Source organism: Lysobacter sp. ISL-50, from assembly GCF_018612875.1.
Classification (GTDB): Bacteria; Pseudomonadota; Gammaproteobacteria; order Xanthomonadales; family Xanthomonadaceae; genus Lysobacter.
Window position 1 is genome coordinate 80415 of record NZ_JAGGRI010000038.1, and the last position, 24217, is coordinate 104631.

Genomic DNA, 24217 nt, shown 5'->3' on the forward strand with positions numbered 1-24217 from the left:
AATGCGAGGTCAAGCCGCCGCGCCGCCCCAGGCCGAGTACACCAGCCGCGCCACCTGCGCATGCACCGCATCGCGCCCGGCGTCGTCGAGCTTGGCGGTCTGCACATAACTCACGATCAGGATCGGCGCGCGCCCCGGCGGCCAGACGATGCCGACATCGTTGTTGGCCTCGCCGGCGGTGCCGGTCTTGTCGCCGACCCGCACGCCCGCCGGCAGGCCCGCGCGCAGGCGCTTGTCGCCGGTCTTGTTCGCGATCAGCCACGCGGTCAGCTGGTCCCTGGACGCCGGCTTCAGCGCATCGCCGAGCAGCAGCGCGCGCATCGTCGCCACTTGCGCCAGCGGCGAGCTGGTGTCGCGCGGATCGTCGGCCGCGCCGCGGTTGAGCTCGGGCTCGGTGCGATCGCAACGGGTGACGGTGTCGCCGATGTCGCGCAAGAAACGCGTCAGCCCCTGCGGGCCGCCGACCAGCGGCAGCAGCAGGTTCGCCGCCGGATTGTCGCTGAGCGTGGTGGTGGCTTCGCACAACTGCGCGACGGTGGCGCTGGAGCCCACCAGCGGCTGGGTGAACGGCGCGTGCGAGATCATGTCGGCGGCGGTGATCGGAATTTTCCGCTCCAGCGTCAGCTTGCCCAGTTCGACCTGACGCAACACCGCCGCGGCCAGCAGGTACTTGAACGAGCTGCACATGCGGAAGCGCTCATCGCCGCGCCATTGCATGCGCCGGCCGCTGCCGGTGTCGAGCGCGGCCACGCCGAGGCGGCCGCCGGTGGGCTTCTCCAGTGCGCGCAGGCGGGCGTTCCAGTCGGGCTCGGGCGCGACCTTGGGCGCGGCGGCGCCGAACGCGGCGCCGGTGCCGGCGGCCAGCAGCAGGCCGCTGGCGCATTGCAGAAAGTGACGTCGTTGCATCGGGGGATCTCCTTCGGGGCGAGCCTGGATTATTCGCAGCCGCTGCGGCGCCGACAAACGAGGATTTCTCGCGGCAGGCAAAAGAAATCCTTGCAGCACCTGCAACCGCGGCGGCGGTGTTCGCATCAACACCTGTGAACATCCTGCGAGCGCCCGCATGAACGCAAGTACCGCCTGTGTCGTCTACGCCTCTTTGTTCGCCGTGGTCGCAGCGCCGCTGGCGTTCGCGCTGTTCGGCCTGCTGCGCCGCGAACGCGGGCCGGTGCCGCCGCGCGCGCGCTGGGATTGGCGGCTGTCGCTCAACTCGGGCCTGATGTACGCGTTCAGCTTCAGCCTGATCTTTTTCATCCAGGAATTGTTCCTGGTGCTGCCCAAGGCGTTGACGCCGGGATTGAAGGCGACGCTGTTCCACAACAATCATCATTGGGACGGCGACAACCCGCTCGCGCATTTGTTCCAGGGCACCGGCGCATTGGCGATTTTGCTGACGGCGATCGGCTTCAGTCTGTGGTTGAAGCTGCGCCCGCCGCGTTCGGCGACCTTGCGATTGTTCGTGCTGTGGACCGCCTTCCACGGCTTCTTCCAATCGCTGCCGCAGGTGGTGGTGGGCGCGGTGATTCCGCAGAACGATGTCGGCATGGCCTTCGACTATCTGCAGTTGAGCGAAGCGACCAAGCTCGTGCTGGCCGGCATCGCGCTGCCGGTCATCGTGATCCTGGCGACGCGGTTCGCCCGGCCGTTGCTGGAGTTCGCCGCGAACGCGGGCGATGTCGCCACGCCGCTGCGCCGCAGCGGTTTCATGCTGCGCACCGCGACCTTGCCGGCGTTGCTGGCCTTGCCGGTGATCGTGGCGATGCGGGTGCCGGGCAGTCTGGATCAGGTCGCGATCGTGCCGGTGGCGGAGTTCGTGATCGGCGTGTTCTGGCTGCAGGCCTATGCCTGGTTCGCCAAGCCGCAACGGATCGGGCAGGTCGAATCCGCGCCATCGGCGCTGGGCGCGGCGCTGACGGTGGTGGCGCAGCTGTTGATCTTCCAGTTCGCGTTGCGGCCGGGGATCGCGTTCTTCTGATCAGGCGATCGGCGTCTACTGACCGCAGGCCTCCGCCTTCGCGCCCGCCGCCGGCGTCGCCGCGCGCGCGGGCGCGAACAGCGCCAGGTTCAGCGCCGCCAGCACCCACACGCCCAGGCCGCCGTACCACAGCACCCAGCCGAAGCCGTGGATCAAGGCCTCGCGCGCTATCTCCGATCCTTGGCCCGGCAAGTGCAGGGCCTGCGCCGCGCTCAGATCGCCCGCCGCCACCCGTCCCGCCAACGCGCGCAACTGCGCGCCGTCGAGCGCGGCGCCGTACACCGAGCGCAGATGCGCGGCGATGCCGGCGATCAGGATCAAACCCATCAGCGCGATATTGATCGCCAGCGTGATCAGCCGCGCGCTCATGTCGATGCCCGAGGCCATGCCGGTGCGCGAGGCCGGCACCGATCCGGTCGTGGTGTTGCTGACCGGCGTATTCGTAAGTCCCAGGCCGCAGCCGGCGAGCAGGGCGCCGGGCAACATCGTCAACCAACTCGCGTCGGATCGCGCGCTGCCGTAGCGCATCGCCACGAAGCCCAGGCCGATCGCGAACAAGCCCAGCGGAATGATCCAGCCCGGGCGATAGCGCGCCGACCAGCGCTCGGCCAACGGCGGCATCGCCAGCGTCGGCAAGGTGTAGGCCAGCAGGGCCAGACCGGCGGTGACGGTGTCGTAGCCCAGCGCGCTCTGGAAATAGATCGGCAGGTAGATCATGAAAGGCCAGAAACTGAAGTTCATGCCGATCGAGCCCATGATCGCGCCGGAAAATTCGCGGATGCGGAACACGCCGAAGTCGAACATCGGATGCGGATGGCGTTTTTCCACCCGCACGAACGCGATCAGGCTCAGCGCGGTGAGCGCGAGCACGCCCAGCAGCAGCGGATCGGCATAGCCCGATTCCGGCGCCTGGGTGATGTAACAAGTCAGCCCGAGCACGCCCAGCGACAAGGTCAGCAGGCCGGCGCGGTCGAGCTTGTGCGATTGCGCCTCGCGCGATTCCTGCGCGCCCAGCGCGATCAGCACCCAGGTCAGCAGCGCCAGCGGCGCGTGCACCAGGAACACCCAATGCCAGTTCGACAGCGCCACGATCGCGCCGCCGATGATCGGCCCGAAGCCCAGCCCGGCGCCGAACACGATGCCGAACACCGCGAACGCGCGGCTGCGTTCGCGGCCTTCGCGGAACTGATGCGAGAGGATCGCGAACTGGCTGGTCAGCATCGCACCGCCGGCGAGGCCTTGCAGGAAGCGCCCGCCGATCAGCACCGGCATGCTCTGCGCCCAGCCGCACAACAACGAGGTCAGGCCGAAGGCGATCACGCTGATCACGAACACGCGGCGGCGGCCGTAGCGGTCGGCGAGGGTGCCGGCGGCCATCAGCACGGTGGTGCAGGCGAGGGTGTAGGCGTTCATCACCCACTGCATGTCGCGCAGGTCGCCGTGCAGTTGCTGCTCCAGGGTCGGCAGGATCACCGGCACGCTGGAGATTTCCAGGCCGAACATCAGCGCGGCCAGGCTGACGGCGGCGAGGGCGAGGGTGTTCCGGGCGGCGGGGGACAAGGTCATTGCAGCGTCCTTCGTGAAAGCGGCCGATGGCGAGGCCACGGCGCAGCGTCGCCGCGCACGCCGGGGCGGCGCGGTTCGGGGATTAGGCAAGTGGGAGGGCTGGCGGCTCTTGTAGGAGGGGCTTCAGCCCCGATGCTTTCCGATCAGATACCGATTAAATGCAAGCACTGATCGGAAAGCATCGGGGCTAAAGCCCCTCCCACAACAGCGGCTTGCTCAGAAGAGACGAATCGATGGCGACGATTCTGGCCAAACCCGACTCATGAGGGAAATGATTTAATTTTGTAGGGTCTATTAATCGCAATCATCAATCGACGTATGCTGGCGGCATGGACCTGGACCCGATCCTGCTGCGGACCTTCGTCGCCGTGACCGAATCCGGCGGCTTCACCCGCGCCGCCGAGCGCCTGCACCTGACCCAGTCCGCGGTCAGTCACCAGATCCGCCGCCTGGAGGAACAACTGGGCTGCTCGCTGCTTCACCGCACCACGCGCCGGCTGACCCTGACCGAGGACGGCGAAGACTTCCTGCGCCACGCCGAACAGATCCTGCAATCGCTGGACGCGCTGTCGCGGCGCTTCCAGCCTTCGCCGATCACCGGCGTGGTGCGATTCGGCGTGCCGGAAAATTTCATCGGCGACCGCCTGCCCAACCTGCTGTGCCAGTTCACCCGCGCGTTTCCGGCAGTGCGCATGGACATCAGCGTGAGCATGAGCATGGACCTGCGGCAGATGGTCGATGCCGACGAACTCGATCTGGCCGTCGTCGTCGCCTTGCCCGACAGCACCGCCGACACGGTGCTGCGGCGCACGCGCTTCGTCTGGGTCGCGTCGGAGACCTTCGACGTCGCCCCCGGCCGCTCGCTGCCGTTCGCGTTTTTCCCCTCGCCGTGCATCAACCGCCAGATCGGCGTGTCCGCGCTCGATGGCACCGACGTGGAGTGGCACGTGATGTTCACCTCGCCGAGCCCGCAAGGCTTGAACGCGGCGATCTCCGCCGGCCTGGGCATCACCGTGATGATCGAGGACGACGTCCTGCCCGGCATGCGCATCGTCGACGGCCAATACGGCCTGCCGTCGCTTCCGCCGGCCGAATTCGTGCTGCTGCGCCGGCCGGGCGGATGCACGCCGGCGGTGGCGGAGTTCGGCAAGTTGGTGTTGGAGTTGCCGTAGGCGCGGTTGCGTTCCGCGCCATGTCCGGCCATGCGGCTTACGCCGGCGCGGCATCTTCGCAAGGCGCCTGATTCGAACTTGCGGCGTATCCGGTCGCGCGTATTCGATCTTCCGCGGGTCGCCTTTGCCGGCGCGCCTCCTGGCTGATCTGCGCGCTCTTGGCGAACCTGCATGAAACAATGAAGCCGCAAGATGCGGCTCCATTGCCAAAACTGATCAGGTGTTCTTGGTCAGGGAACGATCTCGATCTTTGGCCGACCAGTAGCGCGTCGGGATTTCGCAACGACTCCGGGATTGGCTGTGCAGGTACTCGTGTGCTCGACGGCGTTAGATTCCACGCCATCAGCGCCCTTCAACGTCGTCTTCCAACGAAAGGTAGCCGTTGGGCTAGAAGCAGAGCATAGGAAGTTGAAGGTCAATGGCGACGCAGTCGCGCTCTGATAAGTCGCATCGTAGTCGCTGCAGCTCCAGCCGGAGGGGCATGAAACTATCGCTGTATGCCGCAACACTGGGAAGTGAGTGTATCCCGTAAAAAATACCTTCGCCGGGATGTTCACATTCTGCGGCCCTGCGACGTTGGGGATGCTGGAAATAGCAAAGGGCGCCGTCACCACCGACAGGCCAAGTATCGAAAGGCGCTCAATGGGCATGTAATACAAATCGTTGCGAGTCGGTGTGCCAGAGCCACCGCGGCCATGGACTATGCCATAGGCGGCATTGGTCCCAAATACAGGTCCACCGCTATCGCCGACTTCATTCATGACTTTGTTTTGAGCGTTATGAACTCGGATGTAGCTGCCGATTTCGCCGTTGTACATGGCTTGAGCATTCTTGTCTGCGATTTCTCCGCATGTGTACCGTGTAGTGATCCCGCTCTTGCAAACGGTAGTCCCCACCGGGAGAGTAGTTGAGTCAGGGGCGCTGGTTATCGACATGGTGACCACGGGTCCGCCTGGGATGCGGATCTGGTTCGGTTGCGTTCGTCGAACCCCGCTAGAGGATTGCGTGTGCCACTGGAGATCATACGACCCTTTGTCCATCTCGGTGACGTGAATCAACGGGACAGAGAGGCCGGTCATGTAGGTGGCGGCGTTGTCGCAGTGACCCGCTGTAACGAGGCCAAGTATCTTCACGGAGTTGACAACATTGAATCCGGCCGTGCAGCGGAGATTAGCGCCATCGAGTTGTCCGCCACCAACAATGTCGGCTGTTGGCTCGATAAAGCCTTCGGCTCGGTGCAACCTGAGGAAATCTTTCGTTGACTTGAATCCGGCAAGTTGAGCAGATATGGCAGTCGGGTCACGAACGAACATGTCAATGGCCGAAGCGCTTAGATCCAAGCCTGATTGGAACTCGGTTTTAGAACTCGCGAGCTGTTCCCCTAACTCGTCCTGTGCACTCAACAAAAATTCGAGCGAATACGGCGCAGTCTCCGCAACGAAGATAGAGTCAGAGGTATAGCGCGCGAGCTGTGCCTGGGCATCCTTGGTAAATCTCACCACGACCCTGTATGAGGGTTCGTGTTCGATGTAAAGGCCGGCGAAGGTGTCAGGAAGCTCCCGCTGTAGCCGTTTATCCAGTTGCCCTATGTAGGGCACTCGCGCGAGTCGCCTTTTTGCTTCGACAAGAGAAACCCCGTGCATCTGCGCATATGACACAGCGATAGGATCGCCGTCGCTCGCGTTAGCGATGCTCGCTGCGCACAACAGAGCTGTGAGCAAGAGTGCTTTTTGGGGCGCTGCAACCTTTTTGTGCGTGATTTCCATTAGAAAACATCTCCATATGTTAGTCAGGGAACTCCACGAAAGCGATTTCCCCGTCACAACCAGCAGGTGCTGGCGTTTCCAATATATCTGTCGGCAGCGATCGGGTTCCGCCACCGCCGAATACCGCGTTGACTCCGAACTTCAATGATTTCCCAGTCAGCGTATCGATTACGCCAGTTGCCACGCTTTTGGGGCTGAGCAAACGATAAGTTGATGGCCAGACCGTCAGTACGGGAAGCTTGCTTTTCTTTGAAATTAAATAGACGCAGCCATTGCGTATCTGCAATCTGCCTTCCAGTCGCGCCGTCAGTGAGACGGCGTTCGGGTCCGGTTTTAGGCGGACTAGGGTCACATGCTCTTGAGTTGGACCATCACTCGCGTGGGCGGAAGGTGCCGCAAGCACAAAAGAAAAAGTAAAAAGGCCGGTAGAAAGCACCGAGTTGAGCAATCTCAAGCGCAAGCGCATCCTGATCTCTCCATTCGAATGTTGGACTCATCCCTCGTGACCTGGCCAAGGTGATTCCTACGAGTGCGGCTAGTTGCATGGGCCTAATTTTAAGGAGGGGAGTCAATTTACATCGCTATGGTCAATAAAAGCTCCTGGGATTTTGGTCGTTGGTGAATATGCAGGCGCATGCCTGATCGTGTGGGCATGAAGGCGGTTGCTCAGTTCTTCATGTGCAGCCTAACTTAGATGGTATCCCTAGACGGTCTCATCCTTGTAGCGGGATTCTCAGTGGCCATTGTCCGGATTCAGTGACGCCAGCCGCGGTACAGCTAGGCAGTGGGTTGCCGACCTTACCCGAGGGATTGCTTGTCACGATTAGCGACGTCCGCCAAAGTTCAATCGGGAGCTTTTCACTTCGATCCCCTGCCGCCTCCAGGCTGGCCGCATGTTCTCGCCGTGTGAGACGGAGGGTTTGCTCGGCGGCAGGCGTCGATCGTCGCTGCGCGACAATTCGCAGTGGAGACTGCATGGCCTGCCGCTGCGGGCAGGCGGAGCCGGTTCGAATGCATGTTCGGATACTAGTCCGCGAACCGCTTGCGCATTGCGGCCGATAGCGTCGAGGCAGCGGTAATGGCATGCACGGCCAGCGAGGTTGTGCTACACGAAGCCTCCAGGGCAGATGCGCTGTGTTTGTATCTAATCAATGCGCAAGCATCCGGCGAACGGTCATGCGGCGGTTCGCGCGCGACGGTCGGACAGTGCTTCGCGCTCACCGAAGTTCACGACATCATCGCGGCGATCCAGCGAAGGCAGAATCCCGTTTCGCGGCGTTGCCCATGCGGGCGTACCTGGTCGCCGCGCGGTCGCGGCTCGCGCCAATCCGCGTGCCCCTTGAGCGGCGCAAGCGGCGACCAACGCCAGCCAAGTCGAGCCTCACAGCACCGCTCTGCGCCCATCACGGCCTGCGCCGCATCCGGCTGCCGCAAAGCCGCGGCCCACCCCGCCCCCGCCAGACCAGCCGCCAACCCGACCTCCGCCCCACGCCACAAATGCCCAACGGCCGATAGACCCATCACGCCCTCCTGGCTAGTATCGGCCGGACCATCCGAGGGCCTCCCCATGAAGTTCCCAATCGCCACCCCGCTGGCGGTGCTCTGCGCCGCCGTTCTTTCGATGCCGGCCATCGCCGCCAAGCCGGCCAAAGCCCCGAAGGCCCCGAAAGCGCCCGTCTTCGATACCAAGCGCCTGTCGGAGGAAGTGAAGGTGCTGTCCTCCGATGAGTTCGAGGGCCGCGGCCCGGCCACCGCCGGCGAGACCAGGACCATCGACTACGTCGTCGCCCAGCTCAAGGCGGCCGGCGTCCAGCCCGGCGGCGAGCTCAAGGACGGCAAGCGCCTGTGGACCCAGCCGGTGCCGCTGCTGCGCGCGGAAATCGCCGGCACGCCGAGCCTGTCGGTGTCGGTGAAGAAGAAAGCCCGCGCCCTGACCCAGGGCAACGAGATCGCCGTGCGCGCCGCGCTCGACGGCTCCACCAACGTCGCCATCAAGAACGCCCCGCTGGTGTTCGCCGGCTACGGCATCACCGCGCCCGAGCGCCAGTGGGACGACTTCAAGAACGTCGATCTGAAAGGCAAGATCGCCATCGTCCTGATCAACGACCCGGACTTCGAATCCGGCCAGGGCGACTTCGGCGGCAAGGCCATGACCTACTACGGCCGCTGGACCTACAAGTACGAGGAAGCCGCGCGCCGCGGCGCGGTCGGCCTGCTGATCGTGCACGAGACCGATCCGGCCTCCTACGGCTGGGCCACGGTCAAGAACTCCAACACCAACACCATGTTCGACGTGGTCCGCGACAAGCCCGGCGCCTCGCACCCGACCATGGAAGGCTGGATTCAGCGCGACTTCGCCGTGAGCCTGCTCAAGAGCGCCGGCCTGGACTTCGACAAGCTCAAGAAGCAGGCGCAGACCCGCGAGTTCAAGCCGGTCACGCTGAAGAACGTCACCCTCTCGGCCAACTACGTCGTCGACAGCGCGGTGATCACCTCGCAGAACATCGTCGGCCGCATCGAAGGCAGCAAGAAGCCCGATGAGACCGTCATCTACAGCGCCCACTGGGATCACCTGGGCGTCGGTCAGCCCGATGCGAAGGGCGACAAGATCTACAACGGCGCGGTGGACAACGCCACCGGCACCGCCGCGCTGATCGAAATCGGCCGCGCTTTCGCCAAGGGCAAGAAGCCGCAGCGCTCGGTGGTGCTGCTCAACGTCACCGCGGAAGAAAAGGGCCTGCTGGGCTCGGAGTACTACTCCGCGCGTCCGCTGTACCCGCTGTCCAAGACCGTCGCCGTCATCAACATGGACGCGCTCGATCCGACCGGCCCGTCGCGTGACTTCACCACCTCCGGCAGCGCCAAGCAGGAACTGCTGGATGAGCTGATCGCCACCGGCCAGCGCTGGAACCTCAACTACGTCACCGACCCGAAGCCGGAAGCCGGCCACTTCTTCCGCTCCGATCACTTCCCCTTCGCCAAGCGCGGCGTCCCGGCGATCTCGTTCGGTTCAGGCGAAGACAAGGTCGATGGCGGGCAAGCGGCGGGCAAGGCCGAGCAAGAGGCCTACACCCGCGATCGCTACCACCAGCCCGCCGACCAGTGGGAGTCCACCTGGACCTTCGCCGGCATGGCGCGCGACCTGCAGGTGCTCTACACCCTGGGCAATGATCTGGCCAATTCGAACCGCTGGCCGAACTGGAGCCAGGATTCGGAGTTCCGCGCGGCGCGCGATGCGAGCGCGGCCGAGCGCGGCGCCAAGTAACACGGTTCAATCGCGCCGGCCGATGCCGGCGCGACGCTGGACGTCGCGGCCGCGCCGGAGCTTGCCTCCGCGCGGCCGCGTTCGTTTCCGTCGCCCGCAAGGGCGACACACCCGCCACGGACAGGCCCCGATGACCGCGCAAACGCCCCACGTCCTGCTCAACGAATGCGAGGCCCTCGACTTCGACGGCCTGCACCTGCGCAACGTATTGCTGTGCGACCCCGACGCGCCGCGGCAATGGGGCGATCTCTACCGCCCGCACGCGCAGGCCACGCCCGACCGGCGCTTCCTGTGCTCGGCGCTGTGGGCCGGCTATCGCTGCGTGTATCGAGTGGATGCCGACGCGCGGATCTCGCTGGTCGCTTTCGACTATCCCTTCCACGAAGGCCGCCCCGCCGACATCGTCAACGAAGCGATGCCGGGCGACTTCTGGCTGTGCATGAGCGAACGCTTCGGCGGCCCCGGCGCCTACGTCCCGGTGAAGGACGGTCAAGTACAAGCGCGCGAGCACTGGTTGTTCGAACTCGAACGCGGCCACCGCTACGTCCGCGGCAGCGACCTGAAACCCGGCGAATGGCCGCCGCCCTTGCCGAGCCGGCACAAACTTGCCGAACGCTCGCAGACCTGCAGCCTGCTGGTGCGCGCCGTCGGCGGCCTGTTGTTGGCCGAACACAAGCTCTACGTCGACCGCAACATCGCCCGCACCCCGAGCTACCTCGCCGACCACGCCCCGGCCAACGCCGTATACGTGCGTTTGTCCGCTGGCTCGCACACCGTCACCTTGCGCGAGTGGGACCCGGAGAAGCCGGATCGGATGGAGTCGGCCACGGTGGGGTTCGATCTGGATTCGGGGGAGGGGGTGGAGATTGTGGCCAGTCAAATGGCCGGGGGCCTTCGGCTGGAGCTTGTCTCACAGGGTTGATGTGACGGCGGAAGAGCACAGCGCCAGTATGCACCGAGCGCCGGATGGTGATTAACGAATCGGCAGTAGCGAACGAATGCGACTGTGGCTTTGGGATTCTTGTCTGATCCCGAATTGGATCGTTCTTTGAGTTTGGATGTCCGTAATCCGGCGGTAACTCCGTGTATATCCATAATTCTTTGTTTAACGCATAGGCCGGTCGTTCGCACTCTCAAGTCAAAGAGGCGGTACGGATATGGATGCTCTAACGTTATTGGACTCCCCTTATAAAATCTATGTCCAGTTCAACTATCCCGAGATAAAAGATCTGCTCAAGCATTTCCTGACACTCATTTCAGCAACGTTGGTCTTCTCCGTTACATTTTCCGAGAAAATAATCAATTATCAGGCCGGCAATCAACTCCAGCGTCGCACAGTCTTCATTTCATGGACGTTGTTCGCCATGTCGCTGGTGTTGTGTGGCCTAGGTATCTATCTCAATTATCTCACCGCTGAGGCCGCGCTTGATGTTCTGGCCAATAAGGTGGCGGAGGATGTTTTTTTTGAGCTAAGAGGGTGGGCATATCTCGCCCAGGATCTTGGGGCGGTGACTTATGTGATCGCTCTGGCGATTTTGATCATGTCTGCGGTGCTTAAAGTGCGCGGCCAAAATTCGGGCCCGGAAGAGAGAGAGTTGTCGGCGAAAAAATAGCTGACCTATACCAATTGTGCATCTTCCTGTGCTTCTGTGGCGCCTTGCTTCAATCTGTTGACGCTGCCAAGCACAGATCTGCAACAAGGCGGGAATTTTTATTTCCGATGTTGTGAGCTTGCTCCAGCGGATCGGGTGATGGATGGCGAAACTTTCTACCTTTGTCGCGTTAAACGAAGGTGGTATACGCACGATGTGTGCATGCGATACGTACCACTCCATTCGCATTCAACAGGTGCTTACGCCGCCACCAGAGGCGGCGTAAGGTTTCCTCTGGCGCCAGAGGGGAAAGTGAATGGACCGCTTGGAGAAGTGCTCGGCTCAATCCCGGTCGGTGATGCATTGGAGGGCGTTCTGTCCGTTCAGTGCTCTGGCTGCGATTGGCCTGTTGGGATGCAATGGCAATGCAGTAGAAAACGCCGTTTCTAATGAGGCTGTAACGGGTACGGCGCCCGGCGGAATCGGTGATTCCCCACCAGTGCAGACCGTGGTTGCGGTTACTTGCCCATCCGCGGATTTCAAAGAATTCATCAAGCAGTTCGCTAACGACGCGAACCTCCAGGACGCGTTCTCTTCCAAACCGGTCAAGCACAAGTATCCGTACTACTGGAAGCACAACAGCCAACCGGGTGACCCGGCTAATCCCAAGTGGGTGATCGACGACGAGCCAGGCCCGGCGAGGGTGAAGTATCGATATGACGCCGCCACCGATAAGTTCGTATGGGTGAGCAAGAAGCTCAGACAGGGACAGCGCTGGACCAGCATCGATATCGATGAGAAACCGACGTCTTATGCGCAGTTGCGCAACTTCCGGATTCATCGGGTCTCTGATGCTCAGTACGACGTTGAGTACGACAAGAGCGATATCGATACCTACAAATTGAATTCGGGTTGCTGGTATTTCAGCCAGCGCTGGGAGCAGGAGTCGATCGTCGATTGCAAATGGCCGGATGAGTGTCGCAAGCAACGCGAGTACGAGGCATCGCCGAAGTGACTTCGTGGCTATGAGTATTTCTGGAGGCGATGCGACAGCGCGTTGCAGACGAGGGCAAACCTTGGCTGTGTCGGCGTCTAGTTTCCTTCCGGCAAGTTATGCCCAATCCGCCACAACACCCCCGTCGGATCGACCAGGGTGAAATCGCGAATCATCCACGGCCGATCCTCGGGCGCGCCGATGCCCACGCCGAAGGTCCGCGCGATGTTCTGCTCGGTCAGATGCCGCCACCAGTCGTCGGCGTTTTCCACCAGCAGATGCATCTGGAAGTTCTGCGCATGCTGGGCGAGGTAGAACTTCTGCAGCAGAAAGCCGCAGTCGCCGTGATGGACGTAGGCCAGATCGTCCGACGACCAGGGGATCGAGAAACCAATCGCGGTGTAGAAGCGTTTCGACAAGTCGAAGTCGCGGGCGGGCACGAAGGCTTTGGCTTCGACGGTTCGCAGGTTGAGCGCGGTCATTGGCGGGCGATCGGCTGAGGGCGTTCGGCAGATCGTAGACGATGCCGGGCTGATGCGAATATGGTTGCGACAAGCCCACAGCCGGGGCCTTCGCTAAGTGGCTTGACCTTGCGCACCCAGCAGCTGCCGGTACGCGCAAACCCGCCGGTGCGATGTCCGGGCACGTGCTCGATTTTCGACGAAAGAAAGATGCCTGGGGAGTGACCGATGAATTTCCGTCTGCCGATGCTGGCGCTGATTTGCCTGGCGCTGACCGCCTGCGAGCCCGCGGCCGACAAGAAGCCGCGTCGATCCCACGCCGAAACCCTCCAGGGCTTCGTCGAGAGGTCAAAAAATAGCCTCAACGCCGGAGACGGCTACGCCGATTTCCGCAAGGCGGCGCTGGCGATGGGCTGGGTGCCCCGCAAGAGCAGCCGCTGCCTTCACGGGGATTTCCAGGCCGGGGAAAAACGGCCCGGCGAATACAAGCCGCCGTTAAATCCGTATTGCGCGGATATGCCGGAGTTGGGCGCGTTCGACGAACACGGCAGGCATCTGGCGCAGTTCCACTACCCGCGTTCGCCGTGGAGGATGGAGGCCGTGGTCGCCGGCGACAGCGAGCGCAGGCACGTGCCCGGCGATTCCTCCGGCTTTTTCGTGGCCAATTGGTCGCTGCGGGACGCTGCCGCGGATTGACCGGATGCGGCGGTATCGGCCTGCGGGCGGTTCGATGCCGCCGGCAGGCCGGTTGTTTCAGTGCGTATGACCGCTGTGCTGCTTCACGTAATTCGCCGCGAACGGATCCAGCTCCATATCGCCCAGATCCGCGTAATCGGTCTCGCGATAGTCGACCGTCGCGGTGAACGCCGCATCCGCGCTCACCCGTTCCAGCTTGCGCAGACGCAGTTCGTAGAGACCGGGTTCGCCGGTCTTGGCTTTGCGCTTACCGGTGCGGTAATACGCGGGCAGGGCGTCGGCTTCGATCCATTCCAGCGCGATTGGCTGGCCTTCGGCGCTTTCGCCGCTGTAACGCGCGGCGGTGGTGCCGAACGCTTTAATCTGGCCGTCGCGCTTGAGCGCCGTGCACAGTTCGGGGCTGATCAGGCTGGCGAGTTGCGGCCACTGCGGCATCTGCCCGATGGTGCGCAGATCGCCCGGAGACCACGAAACGCTGCGCTGTTCCTTGGCGAACAGCTCCAGCCGCGCGATGCCGTCGGGCGTCTTGCGCCACTGCTCCACCGGTTCGCCCTGCATGCGGTATTCGATGCGGTCGGCCGAGCGCACCAGCACCAGGGTCCGCTCGCCCTTGGCGTCGCGGACCTGGTACTCGGCGATCAGCGCTTGCGAAGCGGACGCCGGCGCCGGCGCGACGTACTTCGTATCGTCGCCGCTTTGCGTCGCGCCGCCGGCCCGCGAGGGACCGGCGAACGCGAAGGACACCACGATGGACAGCGACAACGCTGCCAGCGTGGTCGATCCGCAGCGCATCACAGCTTGGCCGACTGACGCGCCATGCCCGCGCGCAGGTCTTCTTCCATCAGCGGCGCGGCGATCGCGGAACGGCCGCGGCCGTTGCCGCACTGGCCCAGCAGGGTGCACAGGAAAATGCTGGTGTTGCGCTGCGATTGCGCCATCACGTGGAAGATCGTGTTCTGCTCGACCACGCCCTGGAACGAATGCGCGCCGGGGCCACGGGCGTAGATGGCGACGTCTTCCGCGGCGTGGGTTTCATCGCCCAGCGGCACGGTCGCTTCCTGCAGGTAATCAGGCTGGGCGGTGTCGATCGCGGTCAGGTCCGGACGCGCGTTCGGGCCGCGGTAGCCGGGGCCGTTGACGTAGCCCAGCGTGGTGTAGGGCTTGCCGTTCTTGTCCAGCGCCAGTTGGCCGTTGGTGACGACCTTGCCGAGGATGTCGTTGCCGCGGTCGGGATAACCGGCGAGGGTGAAGGTGTGGCTGTGGTCGGCGGTGACGATGATCAGGGTGTCGCGCTCGGAGGTTTTCTGCAGCGCCTTGCGTACCGCGTCCGACAGCGCGATGGTGTCGGTGAGGGCGCGGCTGGCGTTGCCGGCGTGATGCGCGTGATCGACGCGGCCGCCTTCGACCATCAGGAAGTAGCCCTTGCGGCTGTTGGCTTCCAGCACGTCGATGGCCTTCGAGGTCATGTCGGCCAGGCTCGGTTCCTTGCCGCTGTCGTTCGGGCGGTCCTGCTCGTATTCCATGTGCGAGCGTTCGAACAGGCCCAGCAGATGGCGAGTGCGGCGCGGATCGACGGCGTCGAACTGGGCCTTGTTCCACACGTAAGGCGAAGCTGAGCGCGCGGCCCATTCCTGCGTCAGGTTGCGGCCGTCCTTGCGGCGGCCGGCAGCGCCGGCGTCTTCCGGATCGCTCACGGTGTTGGGCAGGAAGTAGCCGCGGCCGCCGCCGAGCGCGACTTCCAGGCCGTCGCCGTAGGGGAATTCGACCAGCTGGCGGGCGATGTCCTTGCAGCCGTTGGCCTTGGCTTCGGCGGTCAGCTCGGCGTCGCTTTCCCAATCGCGGTTGGGCGCGTGCGAATACGTCGCCGCCGGCGTGGCGTGGGTGATGCGCGCGGTGCTGACGATGCCGGTCGCAAGGCCCAGCGCCTCGGACAGTTCCAGCATGGTGACCACGCCCTGGCCGCGCGCGGAGGCGCAGTCGCCGTACTTGGCCTTCTGGGTGACGCTGAGCACGCCCTGGTTGGTCTTGATGCCGGTGACCATCGCGGTCATGGTCGGCGCCGAGTCCGGCGTCTGGCCGTCGACCGAGTAGGTCTTGGACAGACTCACATACGGCAGGCGTTCGAACGACAGCGAATTCTCTTCGCCGCTGCCGCCCTTGAGCTGGCCTTCGCGGATGCGCGCGGCGGCGACGGTGGAGATGCCCATGCCGTCGCCGACGAACAGGATGACGTTCTTGGCCTTGAACGGGCTCGGGCGCAGGTTGGCGCCGTCGCGCGCGGTCTGCGCGCCTTCCTCGAACCAGCGCTGGGCGCTTTCCTGGCGGGCCGGCGCCTTGGGCGCGGCCTGCTTGGGCGCGGCCAGCACGGGCAGGGCGATGAGGGCGGTGAAGATGGCGCCGCCGAGAACGGTGGCGGCGACGGAATTGGGAGTCTGGCGCATGGAGGGCTCGGGATCGGGGGATCGAGGGAGCCACACTTTGCGGGACCCGCGTTTCAGTCGCATGACCGCCTGGGATCACGGCGCCGAGCGACGCGGCAAAAAACGAGCGCGATGTTCATCGCACTACGTATTCGCCGTACTGCGCACCTCATCGCGCGCTGTCCCGATGCGGCCCGAACGGCCGGCTGCGGCAGGATGGGCGGCTGGAAAGCTTCACCCAGTTCATTTCCGGCTACGGCGATCTGTGGAGCGGCGACGCCCGGGCCGCGATCGGCGATGCGGTGAAGGCCGGCCGGCTCTCGCAGTCCGATGCGGATAATGCGTTGAAGTACCTGCCCTGACCGCGGTTCGACAGAGCCCCGAAACACAAATTCGCCCTCTTTGAAAAAGGGGGCTGCGCGCGATGGAAGACCGAAGTACAGGAACACCCGCCGCGCGGGGGATTCGCTCTTAACGACATCCGCATGACGAGGCCACAGACCGGACCAAACCCGGCCACAGTGGTTTTTTCCAGACCAGACGTTATCGTTCCCCCCAGAGCACGCGACGCCGGACGGCGTCCGCGGCCATCGTAGGGACACGAGCCATGCTGCGGATCGCATTATTGGAAGACAAGTTGACGGTCGTCAGCGCGCCGGTCGGCGTCGCGGTCTACGACTTCGATTTCGAACTATATTTCCGCTGCAGCCATCCGGCATTTTTCGAAGGCGACACTCCCTGCGTCCTGCGCATCGGCGCGGTCGAGGACTATGCCGCGCAGTACCAGGAAAAGCTCGATTGGGGCCTGCGTCCGGTGAACACACCCGAGCAGCACGAGCGGGCCAGCGAGTTGGCGGTGTGGTATCCGCTATTGGCCGACATGACGCCTCGCACGCGGATTTTCGAACAATTGCCGGACGCGGCGGAGATAGAACGCGAGTTCGCCTGGCCGATCTTCCTCAAGGGCTCGCGTCAGACCAACAAGCACAATCTGAAACTGTCGATCATTCGCGATCGCGATCAATACGTTTGGGCGGCCGAGCAATATCGCCGCGATCCGGTGCTGCATTGGCAAAGGCCGGTCGTGCGCGAGTTCGTGCCGCTGCAACCGGTGGCCGGCGGTATCGCCGGGAAAGTGCCGGCGTCGATGGAGTTCCGCAGTTTCTGGTGGCACGGGCATTGCGTGGGCTGGGGACGCTATTGGTATCAGGCGGCCGACTATGCCTGCGACGACATCGACGCCGGACTCGCGTTGGCGCAGGAGGCGGCGCGGCGCCTGCAAGTGCCGTTCCTGGTGGTCGATATCGCCAGGACCGCGGACGGCCGCTGGATCGTCATCGAATGCAACGACGCGCAGGAGTCGGGCTACGCCGCGGCGCCGCCCCGTGCGATCTGGAGCGCGATACTCGAACGGATCGAGCTGGCGTAGTCGGGGGTGCGGCGAGGTCTGAACATGATGCTTGGCGGATGCCTGTCGCGTGGGGTTTTCCCTAGCGGCGTTGCTTCAGCACGCATGCGAACATCCGCGCCGGATTGTCGCCAGCCTTGCCCAGGAACACCCGCAATGACCTACAAGCTCGCGCTCTACATCCCGCTGGCCGTAACCGCGGTTGCCCTGGCGCTGGCCGCCCTGGGCGTGTTCTTCGTCAAGCGGCGTCATAAGCAAAAGCTGGCGCTGCGTTTCGCCTTCGTATGTTTCCTGATGGCGGCGCTGGTCGGCGGGGTGATGGCGCCGGGCATGTTTCTCGATCGGGTGACCTTCGATCAGCGACGCCTGGAGCAGCCGCACGGGATCTGGTTCATGCCCGGCTACGGGCCGAAAGGTTTCGATCTGGCGCGGGTGCGCGAGATCGCGATCAGCGTGCGCGAACGCACGGCGCGGCGCGGCCGGCGGGTGAGCGAGGAAGTGTGGACGGCGAGGTACGACGACGGCAGCACCGAGGCGGTGGTGGCCGGCGACCTGTGGAAGTACCACGGCTGGGAAATCATCGAGCGCCTGCGTAAGCGCGGCATCGTGGTCAAGGATCTGCGCTAGTCGCGCCGGTGGGGGCCGCGGCCGCGCCTCGGCTCGGGTCCGGCGAAGGCCTCGGAGCGCCCTTCGAATTGCCGCTGCGCTGATCCGCGCGCGACGCCGGCCGCGCCGGAACGCACTCAGCGATTGGCCGCGCTTCTGGCCGCGTTCTTCGCCGCCATCGACATCGCCCGCGAGCCGGCCAGGATCATCCGCACCATCACGCTCATCTGCTCGATCAGCTCGGGGTCTTTCTCGCGCGGCATGTCCATCGCGGTGGCGCCCATGGCGAACACCAGGCGGGTGATCGAACGCGCGACCAGGGCCGGTTCGTACAAGGTGACCTTGTCGATCGCGGCCAGGCGGATCAGATCGACCCGCAGCTCTTCTTCGAAAAATGAGAGCTCGCGATCGACCGCGCGCTTGAACGCGTCCGAGCCGACCGTGCCTTCGCGCAACAGCACGTGCAGCAGTTTGTCGTCGGCGCGCAGTTGGTCCATGAACGCTTCGATCGAGGTGCGCACGATGCTGCGGCGCGCGGCCACGCGCTGGCGCGCTTCGCCGACGATCTGGCGCAGCGACTGGCCGGCCAGATCGATCAACGCCACCGCCAGCTCGTCGGTGTCGCGGAACTGGCGATAGAAACTGTTCGGGGCGATGCCGGCTTCGCGCGCGACCTCGCGCAGGCTCAGGCTGGACACGCTGCGGTGCGGTCCGATCAGCTTCAGCGCGGCGGCGATCAGGTCCTCACGGGAGATTGTCGCCTTGCGGCCCGGGTGCGTATCGGCGTCGATATCGGTATGGAGGCGTTGGCTCACGGATGGCTGGCGCGAAGACGGGCAGCGCACATGATACCTCTGTTACGGAATTAATATACGGTTGTGCACACATCTGTGCGGATATGTGTATAGTTCCGCCCATGAACGCTGCCATCCGCCCCTCCGCCCGCCGCCCCCACAGCCGTCTGCGACGGCTCATCGCGCCCTTGGTGGTTCCGCAAGTCTTTGATTTCTGGGCCTCCAGGCTCCATCCGACCTGGTCCTGGGAGCGCTCGCTGGCGCGCATCGTCGGCCGCAGCGAGGCCTCGGCCGACGCGGTGACCCTGCTGCTGGCGCCGAACCGGCACTGGCGCGGCGCCCGCGCGGGCCAGCATCTGATGGTCGGTGCGCGCATCGACGGCGTCCTGGTGCAGCGCAGCTACAGCCTGTCGGACGCGCCGCGCGGCGATGGCCGCATCGCCATCACGGTCAAGGCGATCGAGGGCGGCAAGCTCAGCCGTCATCTGCACGGCGAGGCCAAGGTCGGCGACGTGCTGGAACTCGGCGCCGCTTTCGGCGACATGGTGCTGCCCGAACGCGTCGATGGCGCGTGGCTGTTTCTCGCCGCCGGCAGCGGCATCACGCCGTTGATGGCGATGACGCGCGAACTGGCCGCGCAAGGCATGCCGGCGCCGCTGACCGTGTTGTATTGGGCGCGTCGCCGCGAAGAATTGTGTTTCGTCGATGAGCTGCGCGAGATCGCGGCCCGGCATCCGAATTTCCGCGTGCGTTTCCTGCTGACCCGGCAGGAACCGCGCGACGAGGACGAAGACGCTGGCCGCATCGATCCGGCGCTGTTGGCCAGGCACGTCGGCGATCTGTCCGCGCGTCAGGTCTATGCCTGCGGCCCGGGTGGTTTCATCGTGCAGGCGCGCGAGTCCGGCGCCGCGCAGGCGCGCGCCTTCGCCGCGGAAGCCTTCACTCCGCCGCCGCGCACGCTGGAAGAGACCGGCACGGTCGAAGTCCTGCTCGCGCGCAGCGGCCGCACCGTGGAACTGCCGCGCGGCGAGTCCTTGCTGACCGCGCTGGAATCGCAAGGCCTGAAGCTGCCCTCGGGTTGCCGCATGGGCCTGTGCAACACCTGCTCGTGCGGCAAAACCTCCGGCACCACCCGTCATCTGCACACCGGCGATGTCCAGGCCGAACCGGTGTCTTCGCTGCGTCTGTGCGTGAACAGCGCGACCAGCCATCTCGTCCTCGATCTGTGATCCGCCCATGACCACTGCCCGCAATCGTCCGCTGACCCCGACCGAACTCGACCGCTTCGGCGAAGAACTCGACGCGCTGCGCGCGCGCACCGTCGCCCAACTGGGCCGGGTCGATGCCGACTACATCCGCCGCGTGGTCGCGGCCGTGCGCTACATCAGCCTGTTCGGCCGCCTGCTGCTGTTCGTCGGCGCGATCGGCGGCGCGTTCGTGTCGTGGCTGTTCTGGCCGGCGTGCATCGCCGGCACCGTGCTGCTGGGCCTGGCGAAGATCCTGGAGAACATGGAAGTCGGCCACAACGTCATGCACGGCCAGTACGACTGGATGCGCGATCCGCACCTGGACGGCAAGACCTACGAGTGGGACATCGTCGCCACCGGCGACAACTGGCGCAAAACCCACAACTACATGCATCACACCTGGACCAACGTGCGCGGCATGGACGACGACATCGGCTACGGCCTGTTGCGTCTGTTCCCCGAGCAGCGCTGGCGCGCGTTCTATCTGCTGCAGCCGTTCGTCGCGGTGGTGTTCGCGATCCTGTTCGAGTGGGGCGTGGCGATCCAGGAACTGCGCGTGGGCCGCTGGCTGGCCGGCAAGACCACGCATCGGGCGATGTGGCGCAAGTTCGCGCCGGTCGGCCGCAAGATGGGCAAGCAGTTGTTGAAGGACTACGTGCTGTTTCCGGCGCTGGCCGGGCCGTTTTTCCTGCCGGTGCTGATCGGCAATCTGATCGCCAACGTGATGCGCAACATCTGGACCTACACGGTGATCTTCTGCGGTCACTTCACTACGGATGTGGAAGTGTTCCCGAAGGAATCGGTGCGCAACGAGTCGCGCGGGCATTGGTATCTGCGCCAGTTGCGCGGCTCTGCGAATCTCACCGGGGGCAAGTGGATGGATCTGATGACGGGCAATCTGAGTCATCAGATCGAGCATCATTTCTATCCGGACATTCCGGCGCGGCGCTATGCGGCGCTGGCGGTGGAGGTTCGGGAGATCTGCGGGCGTTATGGCCAGCATTACGATACTGGTTCGCTGCCTAAGCAGTTCGCACAGGTGATTTGGCGGATCTTGCGGCATGCGTGGCCTAGCCGGCCGGGCAAGCGGCGGCCGCTGGTGCGGGCTGAGGCGGTTGCTGAGGCTTGAGAGCAACAGCAGCGGCAACAGCAACAGCAGCAGCAACAGCTCAAATCCCCCGCATCCGCTTCGCGGATGCTCGCCCCCTTTTCTAAAGGGGGCAACGGCAAGGGCAACGGCCGCAACAACTGCAGCGATAACCACGGCTGCGGCTGCGACAACGATCGCGATGATCGCCGCACCCCCGCTGTTGCCGTTCCCCCCTTTGAAAAAGGGGGGTAGGGGGGATTTGCTCTTATTCCAAGCGCCGATCAAGCCGCCCGCTTGTACCGAACCGCCTCATCCAAAGCGACCTCGCCCAGAAACCCGCCGCTGCTGCGAGCCGGTTGCTGCTGTTCGATCGCATGCGCGAAAACCACCGCCGGATCGGCCTGCAGCTTGTCGTACAGGCGCTGCAAGTTCGGATAGTCGCGACGATCGACGACCTCGTGATACTTGGTCCAGCGGGCGATGCCGACGAAATACGCATCGGCCAAGGTGCGATGTTCGCCCAGCAGCCACGGCCGCTCGCCGAGCATGCGCTCCAACTCCTCATGCGCCCGCACCACGCGGCCGCGACCGTACTCGGTCAGCGCGGCCTTCGTCGCCTCGTCCACTTCGTGCTCCAGCACATGCCACAGCGAGGCGAAGGAATTGAAGAAAGTGGTGTTGAGGAAAGCGAGCATGCGGTTGAGCTCGTCGAACTCGCGCGTGCCCTGCCGGTAGGCGATGCCGCTGGCGACGGCATTGGCGCCGATGTGGTTGAGGATGGCCATGCTTTCGACCAGGGCGTCGCCCGACTCGGTCAGCAGCGCCGGGGTTTCGCCGACCGGGTTGATGGCGCGGTAGGCGGCGGTGTGGATCATCTCGGGCATCTCCACCCGCGCCAGCCGGTAGGGCAGGCCGGACCATTCCAGCGCGACGATGGAGCCGAACGAGCAGCCGGAGGGGACGCCGTAGTAAAGGATCGGGGACATGGGGCTTCCTTCTTAAGTGAGTGGGCCGGGCCACAGGCGGTGCGCGTGTCGCGGCGGTGGAGTCACTGTAGATTCGTGGACTTTGGCTGTGTAGTCGGCCAAAAGTGGACTCAAAGTCCATGCGTGTGTACTTTGCGGGCATGCTCAACCTCAACGATCTGGTCCTGTTCGCCGCCGCCGTCGAGCACGGCGGCTTCGCCGCGGCCTCGCGCCGGCTCGGCGTGCCCAAGTCCACGGTCAGCAAGCGGGTGGCGGCGTTGGAGGAGGAACTCGGCGTGCGCCTGATCCACCGCACCTCGCGCAGCTTCACCCTCACCGACACCGGCCGCGACTTCCACGAGCACGCGCGCGCGGCGCTGATCGAAACCGAGGCGGCGGAGAACATCGTGCGCCGCCGCGTCGCCGAACCCAGCGGCAAGGTCCGCATCACCTGCGGCGTGCCGACCGCGCAGGACTATCTGGCCGAACATCTGCCGGCGCTGGCGCGGGCATATCCGCGCCTGCATGTGCAATTGGACGTCAGCGACCGCTGGGTCGATCTGGTCCAGGAGGGCTACGACATCGGCGTGCGCAGCCACTTCGCGCCGTTGCCCGATTCGGGCTTGATCCAGCGGCAGGCGCTGGTCGAAACCATCGTCGTGGTCGCCGCGCCGGCGTATCTGGCGCAGCGCGGCGAACCGCAGCGGCCGCAGGATCTGGCCGGCCACGACGCGCTGCTGACCGGTCTGTCCGGGCGCACGGCGTGGACGCTGGAAGACGCGGCCGGCGCTCGCATCGAGGTCGAGCCGATCGCGCGCATGACCGCCAACGAAGGCCGCGTGCTGCGCACCGCCGCGGTCGCCGGGCTCGGCGTGACCGTGCTGCCGCAGCGCATGTGCCGCGACGAACTCGAAGACGGTCGCCTGCGCCGGGTGCTGCCGCAATGGAGCGCGGGGCAGGTGACGACGACGCTGGTGATGCCGCATCGCCGCGGCCAGTTGCCCGGCGTGCGCGCGACCGTGGAATTTCTGCTCGATTGCCTGTCGCGGCGGTGAGGCCGCGGCGCGGCCGTCCGCGGCCGCGTCGTCGCCGGTTCGTGCGTGACTTGCGAGCGGCTGCGCGCCGTGTTCGCCGCTCTATTCGCGCACCGCGCCTTCGGTGATCAGCAACAGCACGCTGCTGTCGGCATCCAGCTCGTGCGCGTCGCGCAGAGCGGAATCGGTCGCCGCGTGCAGCAGCCCGGCCCATCCGGCGGCGCCGGATGCGCTGCTGTCGGGCCCGCCGCCGGCACGCAGCAGCGCGGGCGCGGCCGACAACTGCGCTTCATCGACGCTCAACGCGCTCACCCGATGACGCAGCAGCACGGCCAGCGCCGAGGCCGACGCCAGACCGCACGAAAGCATTTCCGCACAGGTGTCGAGGTCGCCGTCGATCCGCACCGGCGCCGCCGTCGCCAAAGCGCGGGTGACGCAGGCGGCCGATCGCGGCTCGACCCCGACGATGCGCGCGGGCGCGCGCAGCTGCGCATGCAAGCCTTCGGCCATCGCCGCGGCGAGTCCGCCGACGCCGGCCTGCACGAAGACGTGGCTGGGTGGTTCGTGGGCGCGCTCGCGCAGCTGTTCATGCAGTTCGCGCGCGATCAGGCCGTAACCGGCCATGACGTCGGCGACCACCGGATCGGCCGGGTCGGCGCTGGTATCGGCGATCAGCACGCCGTCGCCGCGTGCCGCCGCGGCGTGCGCGGCCAACACCGCGTCGTCGTAGCTGCCGTCCACGCGCACCACCTTGCCGCCGAGCGCGCGGATGCGCGCGGCGCGCGCCGGCGACACCGCCGCGGGCAAGTAGACGCGCGCCGCCGCGCCTGCGCGCTGCGCCGCCGCGCTCACCGACAGGCCGTGATTGCCGTCGCTGGCGCAGATCAATCGCGGCCTCGCCGCGCTGTCGCCGCAGGCCCGGCGCAATTGCTCCAGCGAACGCGCGCCGGTCAGCCGGCTCAACGCGCGCAGGCCGGCGACCATGCCGCCGAGGACTTTGAAATTACCCAGCGGCCGTTCGTTCTCGGCCTTGGCCAGCACGCGCCGCACGCCGCAGCGCCGCGCCAGTTCGGGCAGATCGAGCAGCGAAGTGGGGCGGTAATCCGGCCACAGTTGCGCCGGGTCGGTAAGCCAGGAGTCGTTCATGCCGAAAGTGTGGCGGCGCG

22 protein-coding genes are annotated in these 24217 nt (G+C 65.1%); 12 read left to right on the top strand and 10 right to left on the bottom strand.

Features of this window, described 5'->3' with window-relative positions; translation table 11 throughout:
- Positions 1 to 9: 9 nt before the first annotated feature.
- A complete protein-coding gene (gene bla / locus J7J50_RS20225; RefSeq protein WP_215057130.1) occupies positions 10 to 906 on the bottom strand; it encodes a class A beta-lactamase in 897 nt (298 codons plus the stop codon).
- 157 nt (positions 907 to 1063) lie between these two features.
- Between bla and J7J50_RS20230 the strand changes: the two genes are divergently transcribed.
- Positions 1064 to 1975, top strand: coding sequence for a hypothetical protein (locus J7J50_RS20230; RefSeq protein ID WP_215057129.1), 912 nt, complete (start codon positions 1064 to 1066; stop codon positions 1973 to 1975).
- Between the two features lie 15 nt (positions 1976 to 1990).
- Here J7J50_RS20230 and J7J50_RS20235 read toward each other — a convergent pair whose 3' ends face one another.
- On the bottom strand, positions 1991 to 3541 hold the full coding sequence (locus J7J50_RS20235; protein ID WP_215057128.1) for an MFS transporter: 1551 nt from the start codon (positions 3539 to 3541) through the stop codon (positions 1991 to 1993).
- 329 nt (positions 3542 to 3870) lie between these two features.
- On the opposite strand from J7J50_RS20235, the gene J7J50_RS20240 reads away from it, so the two are divergent.
- Positions 3871 to 4713, top strand: coding sequence for a LysR family transcriptional regulator (locus tag J7J50_RS20240; protein WP_215057127.1), 843 nt, complete (start codon positions 3871 to 3873; stop codon positions 4711 to 4713).
- Between the two features lie 230 nt (positions 4714 to 4943).
- On the opposite strand, the gene J7J50_RS20245 is transcribed toward J7J50_RS20240, so the two are convergent.
- Positions 4944 to 6479, bottom strand: a complete 1536-nt coding sequence (locus tag J7J50_RS20245) for a S1 family peptidase (protein ID WP_215057126.1) — start codon at positions 6477 to 6479, stop codon at positions 4944 to 4946.
- Positions 6480 to 6498: 19 nt separating this feature from the next.
- Positions 6499 to 6945: a hypothetical protein gene (locus J7J50_RS20250; RefSeq protein WP_215057125.1), complete on the bottom strand. Its 447-nt coding sequence runs from the start codon at positions 6943 to 6945 to the stop codon at positions 6499 to 6501.
- Positions 6946 to 8046: 1101 nt separating this feature from the next.
- Between J7J50_RS20250 and J7J50_RS20255 the strand changes: the two genes are divergently transcribed.
- The 4 genes from J7J50_RS20255 to J7J50_RS20270 all read left to right on the top strand — a co-directional run bounded on the left by J7J50_RS20255 (position 8047) and on the right by J7J50_RS20270 (position 12351).
- Positions 8047 to 9744, top strand: coding sequence for a M28 family metallopeptidase (locus J7J50_RS20255; protein WP_215057124.1), 1698 nt, complete (start codon positions 8047 to 8049; stop codon positions 9742 to 9744).
- 130 nt (positions 9745 to 9874) lie between these two features.
- The gene (locus J7J50_RS20260) at positions 9875 to 10666 is read left to right on the top strand and encodes a hypothetical protein (protein WP_215057123.1); all 792 of its coding nucleotides are present in this window, start codon (positions 9875 to 9877) and stop codon (positions 10664 to 10666) included.
- A 235-nt stretch (positions 10667 to 10901) separates the two neighbouring features.
- Positions 10902 to 11357, top strand: a complete 456-nt coding sequence (locus J7J50_RS20265) for a hypothetical protein (RefSeq protein WP_215057122.1) — start codon at positions 10902 to 10904, stop codon at positions 11355 to 11357.
- A 295-nt stretch (positions 11358 to 11652) separates the two neighbouring features.
- Complete coding sequence (locus J7J50_RS20270) at positions 11653 to 12351, top strand: hypothetical protein (RefSeq protein ID WP_215057121.1); 699 nt, start codon at positions 11653 to 11655, stop codon at positions 12349 to 12351.
- 77 nt (positions 12352 to 12428) lie between these two features.
- On the opposite strand, the gene J7J50_RS20275 is transcribed toward J7J50_RS20270, so the two are convergent.
- On the bottom strand, positions 12429 to 12812 hold the full coding sequence (locus J7J50_RS20275) for a VOC family protein (RefSeq protein WP_215057120.1): 384 nt from the start codon (positions 12810 to 12812) through the stop codon (positions 12429 to 12431).
- A 207-nt stretch (positions 12813 to 13019) separates the two neighbouring features.
- Between J7J50_RS20275 and J7J50_RS20280 the strand changes: the two genes are divergently transcribed.
- Positions 13020 to 13487, top strand: coding sequence for a hypothetical protein (locus tag J7J50_RS20280; RefSeq protein WP_215062854.1), 468 nt, complete (start codon positions 13020 to 13022; stop codon positions 13485 to 13487).
- Positions 13488 to 13544: 57 nt separating this feature from the next.
- On the opposite strand, the gene J7J50_RS20285 is transcribed toward J7J50_RS20280, so the two are convergent.
- Positions 13545 to 14249: a hypothetical protein gene (locus J7J50_RS20285; protein WP_215057118.1), complete on the bottom strand. Its 705-nt coding sequence runs from the start codon at positions 14247 to 14249 to the stop codon at positions 13545 to 13547.
- Positions 14250 to 14278: 29 nt separating this feature from the next.
- The gene (locus J7J50_RS20290) at positions 14279 to 15928 is read right to left on the bottom strand and encodes an alkaline phosphatase (RefSeq protein WP_215057117.1); all 1650 of its coding nucleotides are present in this window, start codon (positions 15926 to 15928) and stop codon (positions 14279 to 14281) included.
- A gap of 586 nt (positions 15929 to 16514) precedes the next feature.
- Here J7J50_RS20290 and J7J50_RS20295 point away from each other — a divergent pair.
- Together J7J50_RS20295 and J7J50_RS20300 are read left to right on the top strand one after the other, a co-directional pair.
- Positions 16515 to 17336 carry an ATP-grasp domain-containing protein gene (locus J7J50_RS20295; protein WP_215057116.1) on the top strand — a complete coding sequence of 274 codons (822 nt, stop codon included), beginning with the start codon at positions 16515 to 16517 and terminating at the stop codon, positions 17334 to 17336.
- Positions 17337 to 17471: 135 nt separating this feature from the next.
- A complete protein-coding gene (locus J7J50_RS20300) occupies positions 17472 to 17942 on the top strand; it encodes a hypothetical protein (RefSeq protein WP_215057115.1) in 471 nt (156 codons plus the stop codon).
- 116 nt (positions 17943 to 18058) lie between these two features.
- Here the strand turns inward: J7J50_RS20300 and fabR are convergent, their stop codons facing one another.
- Complete coding sequence (gene fabR / locus J7J50_RS20305; RefSeq protein ID WP_215057210.1) at positions 18059 to 18712, bottom strand: HTH-type transcriptional repressor FabR; 654 nt, start codon at positions 18710 to 18712, stop codon at positions 18059 to 18061.
- A 125-nt stretch (positions 18713 to 18837) separates the two neighbouring features.
- On the opposite strand from fabR, the gene J7J50_RS20310 reads away from it, so the two are divergent.
- Entirely contained in the window at positions 18838 to 19944 is a 1107-nt protein-coding gene (locus tag J7J50_RS20310) for a ferredoxin reductase (RefSeq protein ID WP_215057114.1), read from the top strand.
- 7 nt (positions 19945 to 19951) lie between these two features.
- On the top strand, positions 19952 to 21091 hold the full coding sequence (locus J7J50_RS20315; protein ID WP_215057113.1) for an acyl-CoA desaturase: 1140 nt from the start codon (positions 19952 to 19954) through the stop codon (positions 21089 to 21091).
- A gap of 242 nt (positions 21092 to 21333) precedes the next feature.
- Here J7J50_RS20315 and J7J50_RS20320 read toward each other — a convergent pair whose 3' ends face one another.
- Positions 21334 to 22038: a glutathione S-transferase family protein gene (locus tag J7J50_RS20320; protein ID WP_215057112.1), complete on the bottom strand. Its 705-nt coding sequence runs from the start codon at positions 22036 to 22038 to the stop codon at positions 21334 to 21336.
- 119 nt (positions 22039 to 22157) lie between these two features.
- On the opposite strand from J7J50_RS20320, the gene J7J50_RS20325 reads away from it, so the two are divergent.
- A complete protein-coding gene (locus J7J50_RS20325) occupies positions 22158 to 23072 on the top strand; it encodes a LysR substrate-binding domain-containing protein (protein ID WP_215057111.1) in 915 nt (304 codons plus the stop codon).
- Positions 23073 to 23153: 81 nt separating this feature from the next.
- On the opposite strand, the gene J7J50_RS20330 is transcribed toward J7J50_RS20325, so the two are convergent.
- The gene (locus J7J50_RS20330; protein ID WP_215057110.1) at positions 23154 to 24197 is read right to left on the bottom strand and encodes a pyridoxal-phosphate dependent enzyme; all 1044 of its coding nucleotides are present in this window, start codon (positions 24195 to 24197) and stop codon (positions 23154 to 23156) included.
- Between the last annotated feature and the right edge of the window lie 20 nt (positions 24198 to 24217).

Excerpts from the sequence above, each read along its gene's own strand:
- J7J50_RS20230 (WP_215057129.1), top strand. The coding sequence starts at position 1,064 with ATGAACGCAAGTACCGCCTGTGTCGTCTACGCCTCTTTGTTCGCCGTG.
- J7J50_RS20295 (WP_215057116.1), top strand. The coding sequence starts at position 16,515 with ATGCTGCGGATCGCATTATTGGAAGACAAGTTGACGGTCGTCAGCGCG.
- J7J50_RS20265 (WP_215057122.1), top strand. The coding sequence starts at position 10,902 with ATGGATGCTCTAACGTTATTGGACTCCCCTTATAAAATCTATGTCCAG.
- J7J50_RS20290 (WP_215057117.1), bottom strand. The coding sequence starts at position 15,928 with ATGCGCCAGACTCCCAATTCCGTCGCCGCCACCGTTCTCGGCGGCGCC.
- J7J50_RS20235 (WP_215057128.1), bottom strand. The coding sequence starts at position 3,541 with ATGACCTTGTCCCCCGCCGCCCGGAACACCCTCGCCCTCGCCGCCGTC.
- J7J50_RS20240 (WP_215057127.1), top strand. The coding sequence starts at position 3,871 with ATGGACCTGGACCCGATCCTGCTGCGGACCTTCGTCGCCGTGACCGAA.
- J7J50_RS20255 (WP_215057124.1), top strand. The coding sequence starts at position 8,047 with ATGAAGTTCCCAATCGCCACCCCGCTGGCGGTGCTCTGCGCCGCCGTT.
- J7J50_RS20330 (WP_215057110.1), bottom strand. The coding sequence starts at position 24,197 with ATGAACGACTCCTGGCTTACCGACCCGGCGCAACTGTGGCCGGATTAC.
- J7J50_RS20315 (WP_215057113.1), top strand. The coding sequence starts at position 19,952 with ATGACCACTGCCCGCAATCGTCCGCTGACCCCGACCGAACTCGACCGC.
- J7J50_RS20280 (WP_215062854.1), top strand. The coding sequence starts at position 13,020 with ATGAATTTCCGTCTGCCGATGCTGGCGCTGATTTGCCTGGCGCTGACC.
- J7J50_RS20270 (WP_215057121.1), top strand. The coding sequence starts at position 11,653 with ATGGACCGCTTGGAGAAGTGCTCGGCTCAATCCCGGTCGGTGATGCAT.
- J7J50_RS20275 (WP_215057120.1), bottom strand. The coding sequence starts at position 12,812 with ATGACCGCGCTCAACCTGCGAACCGTCGAAGCCAAAGCCTTCGTGCCC.
- J7J50_RS20250 (WP_215057125.1), bottom strand. The coding sequence starts at position 6,945 with ATGCGCTTGCGCTTGAGATTGCTCAACTCGGTGCTTTCTACCGGCCTT.
- J7J50_RS20245 (WP_215057126.1), bottom strand. The coding sequence starts at position 6,479 with ATGGAAATCACGCACAAAAAGGTTGCAGCGCCCCAAAAAGCACTCTTG.
- J7J50_RS20260 (WP_215057123.1), top strand. The coding sequence starts at position 9,875 with ATGACCGCGCAAACGCCCCACGTCCTGCTCAACGAATGCGAGGCCCTC.
- J7J50_RS20325 (WP_215057111.1), top strand. The coding sequence starts at position 22,158 with ATGCGTGTGTACTTTGCGGGCATGCTCAACCTCAACGATCTGGTCCTG.
- J7J50_RS20320 (WP_215057112.1), bottom strand. The coding sequence starts at position 22,038 with ATGTCCCCGATCCTTTACTACGGCGTCCCCTCCGGCTGCTCGTTCGGC.
- J7J50_RS20300 (WP_215057115.1), top strand. The coding sequence starts at position 17,472 with ATGACCTACAAGCTCGCGCTCTACATCCCGCTGGCCGTAACCGCGGTT.
- J7J50_RS20310 (WP_215057114.1), top strand. The coding sequence starts at position 18,838 with ATGAACGCTGCCATCCGCCCCTCCGCCCGCCGCCCCCACAGCCGTCTG.
- bla (WP_215057130.1), bottom strand. The coding sequence starts at position 906 with ATGCAACGACGTCACTTTCTGCAATGCGCCAGCGGCCTGCTGCTGGCC.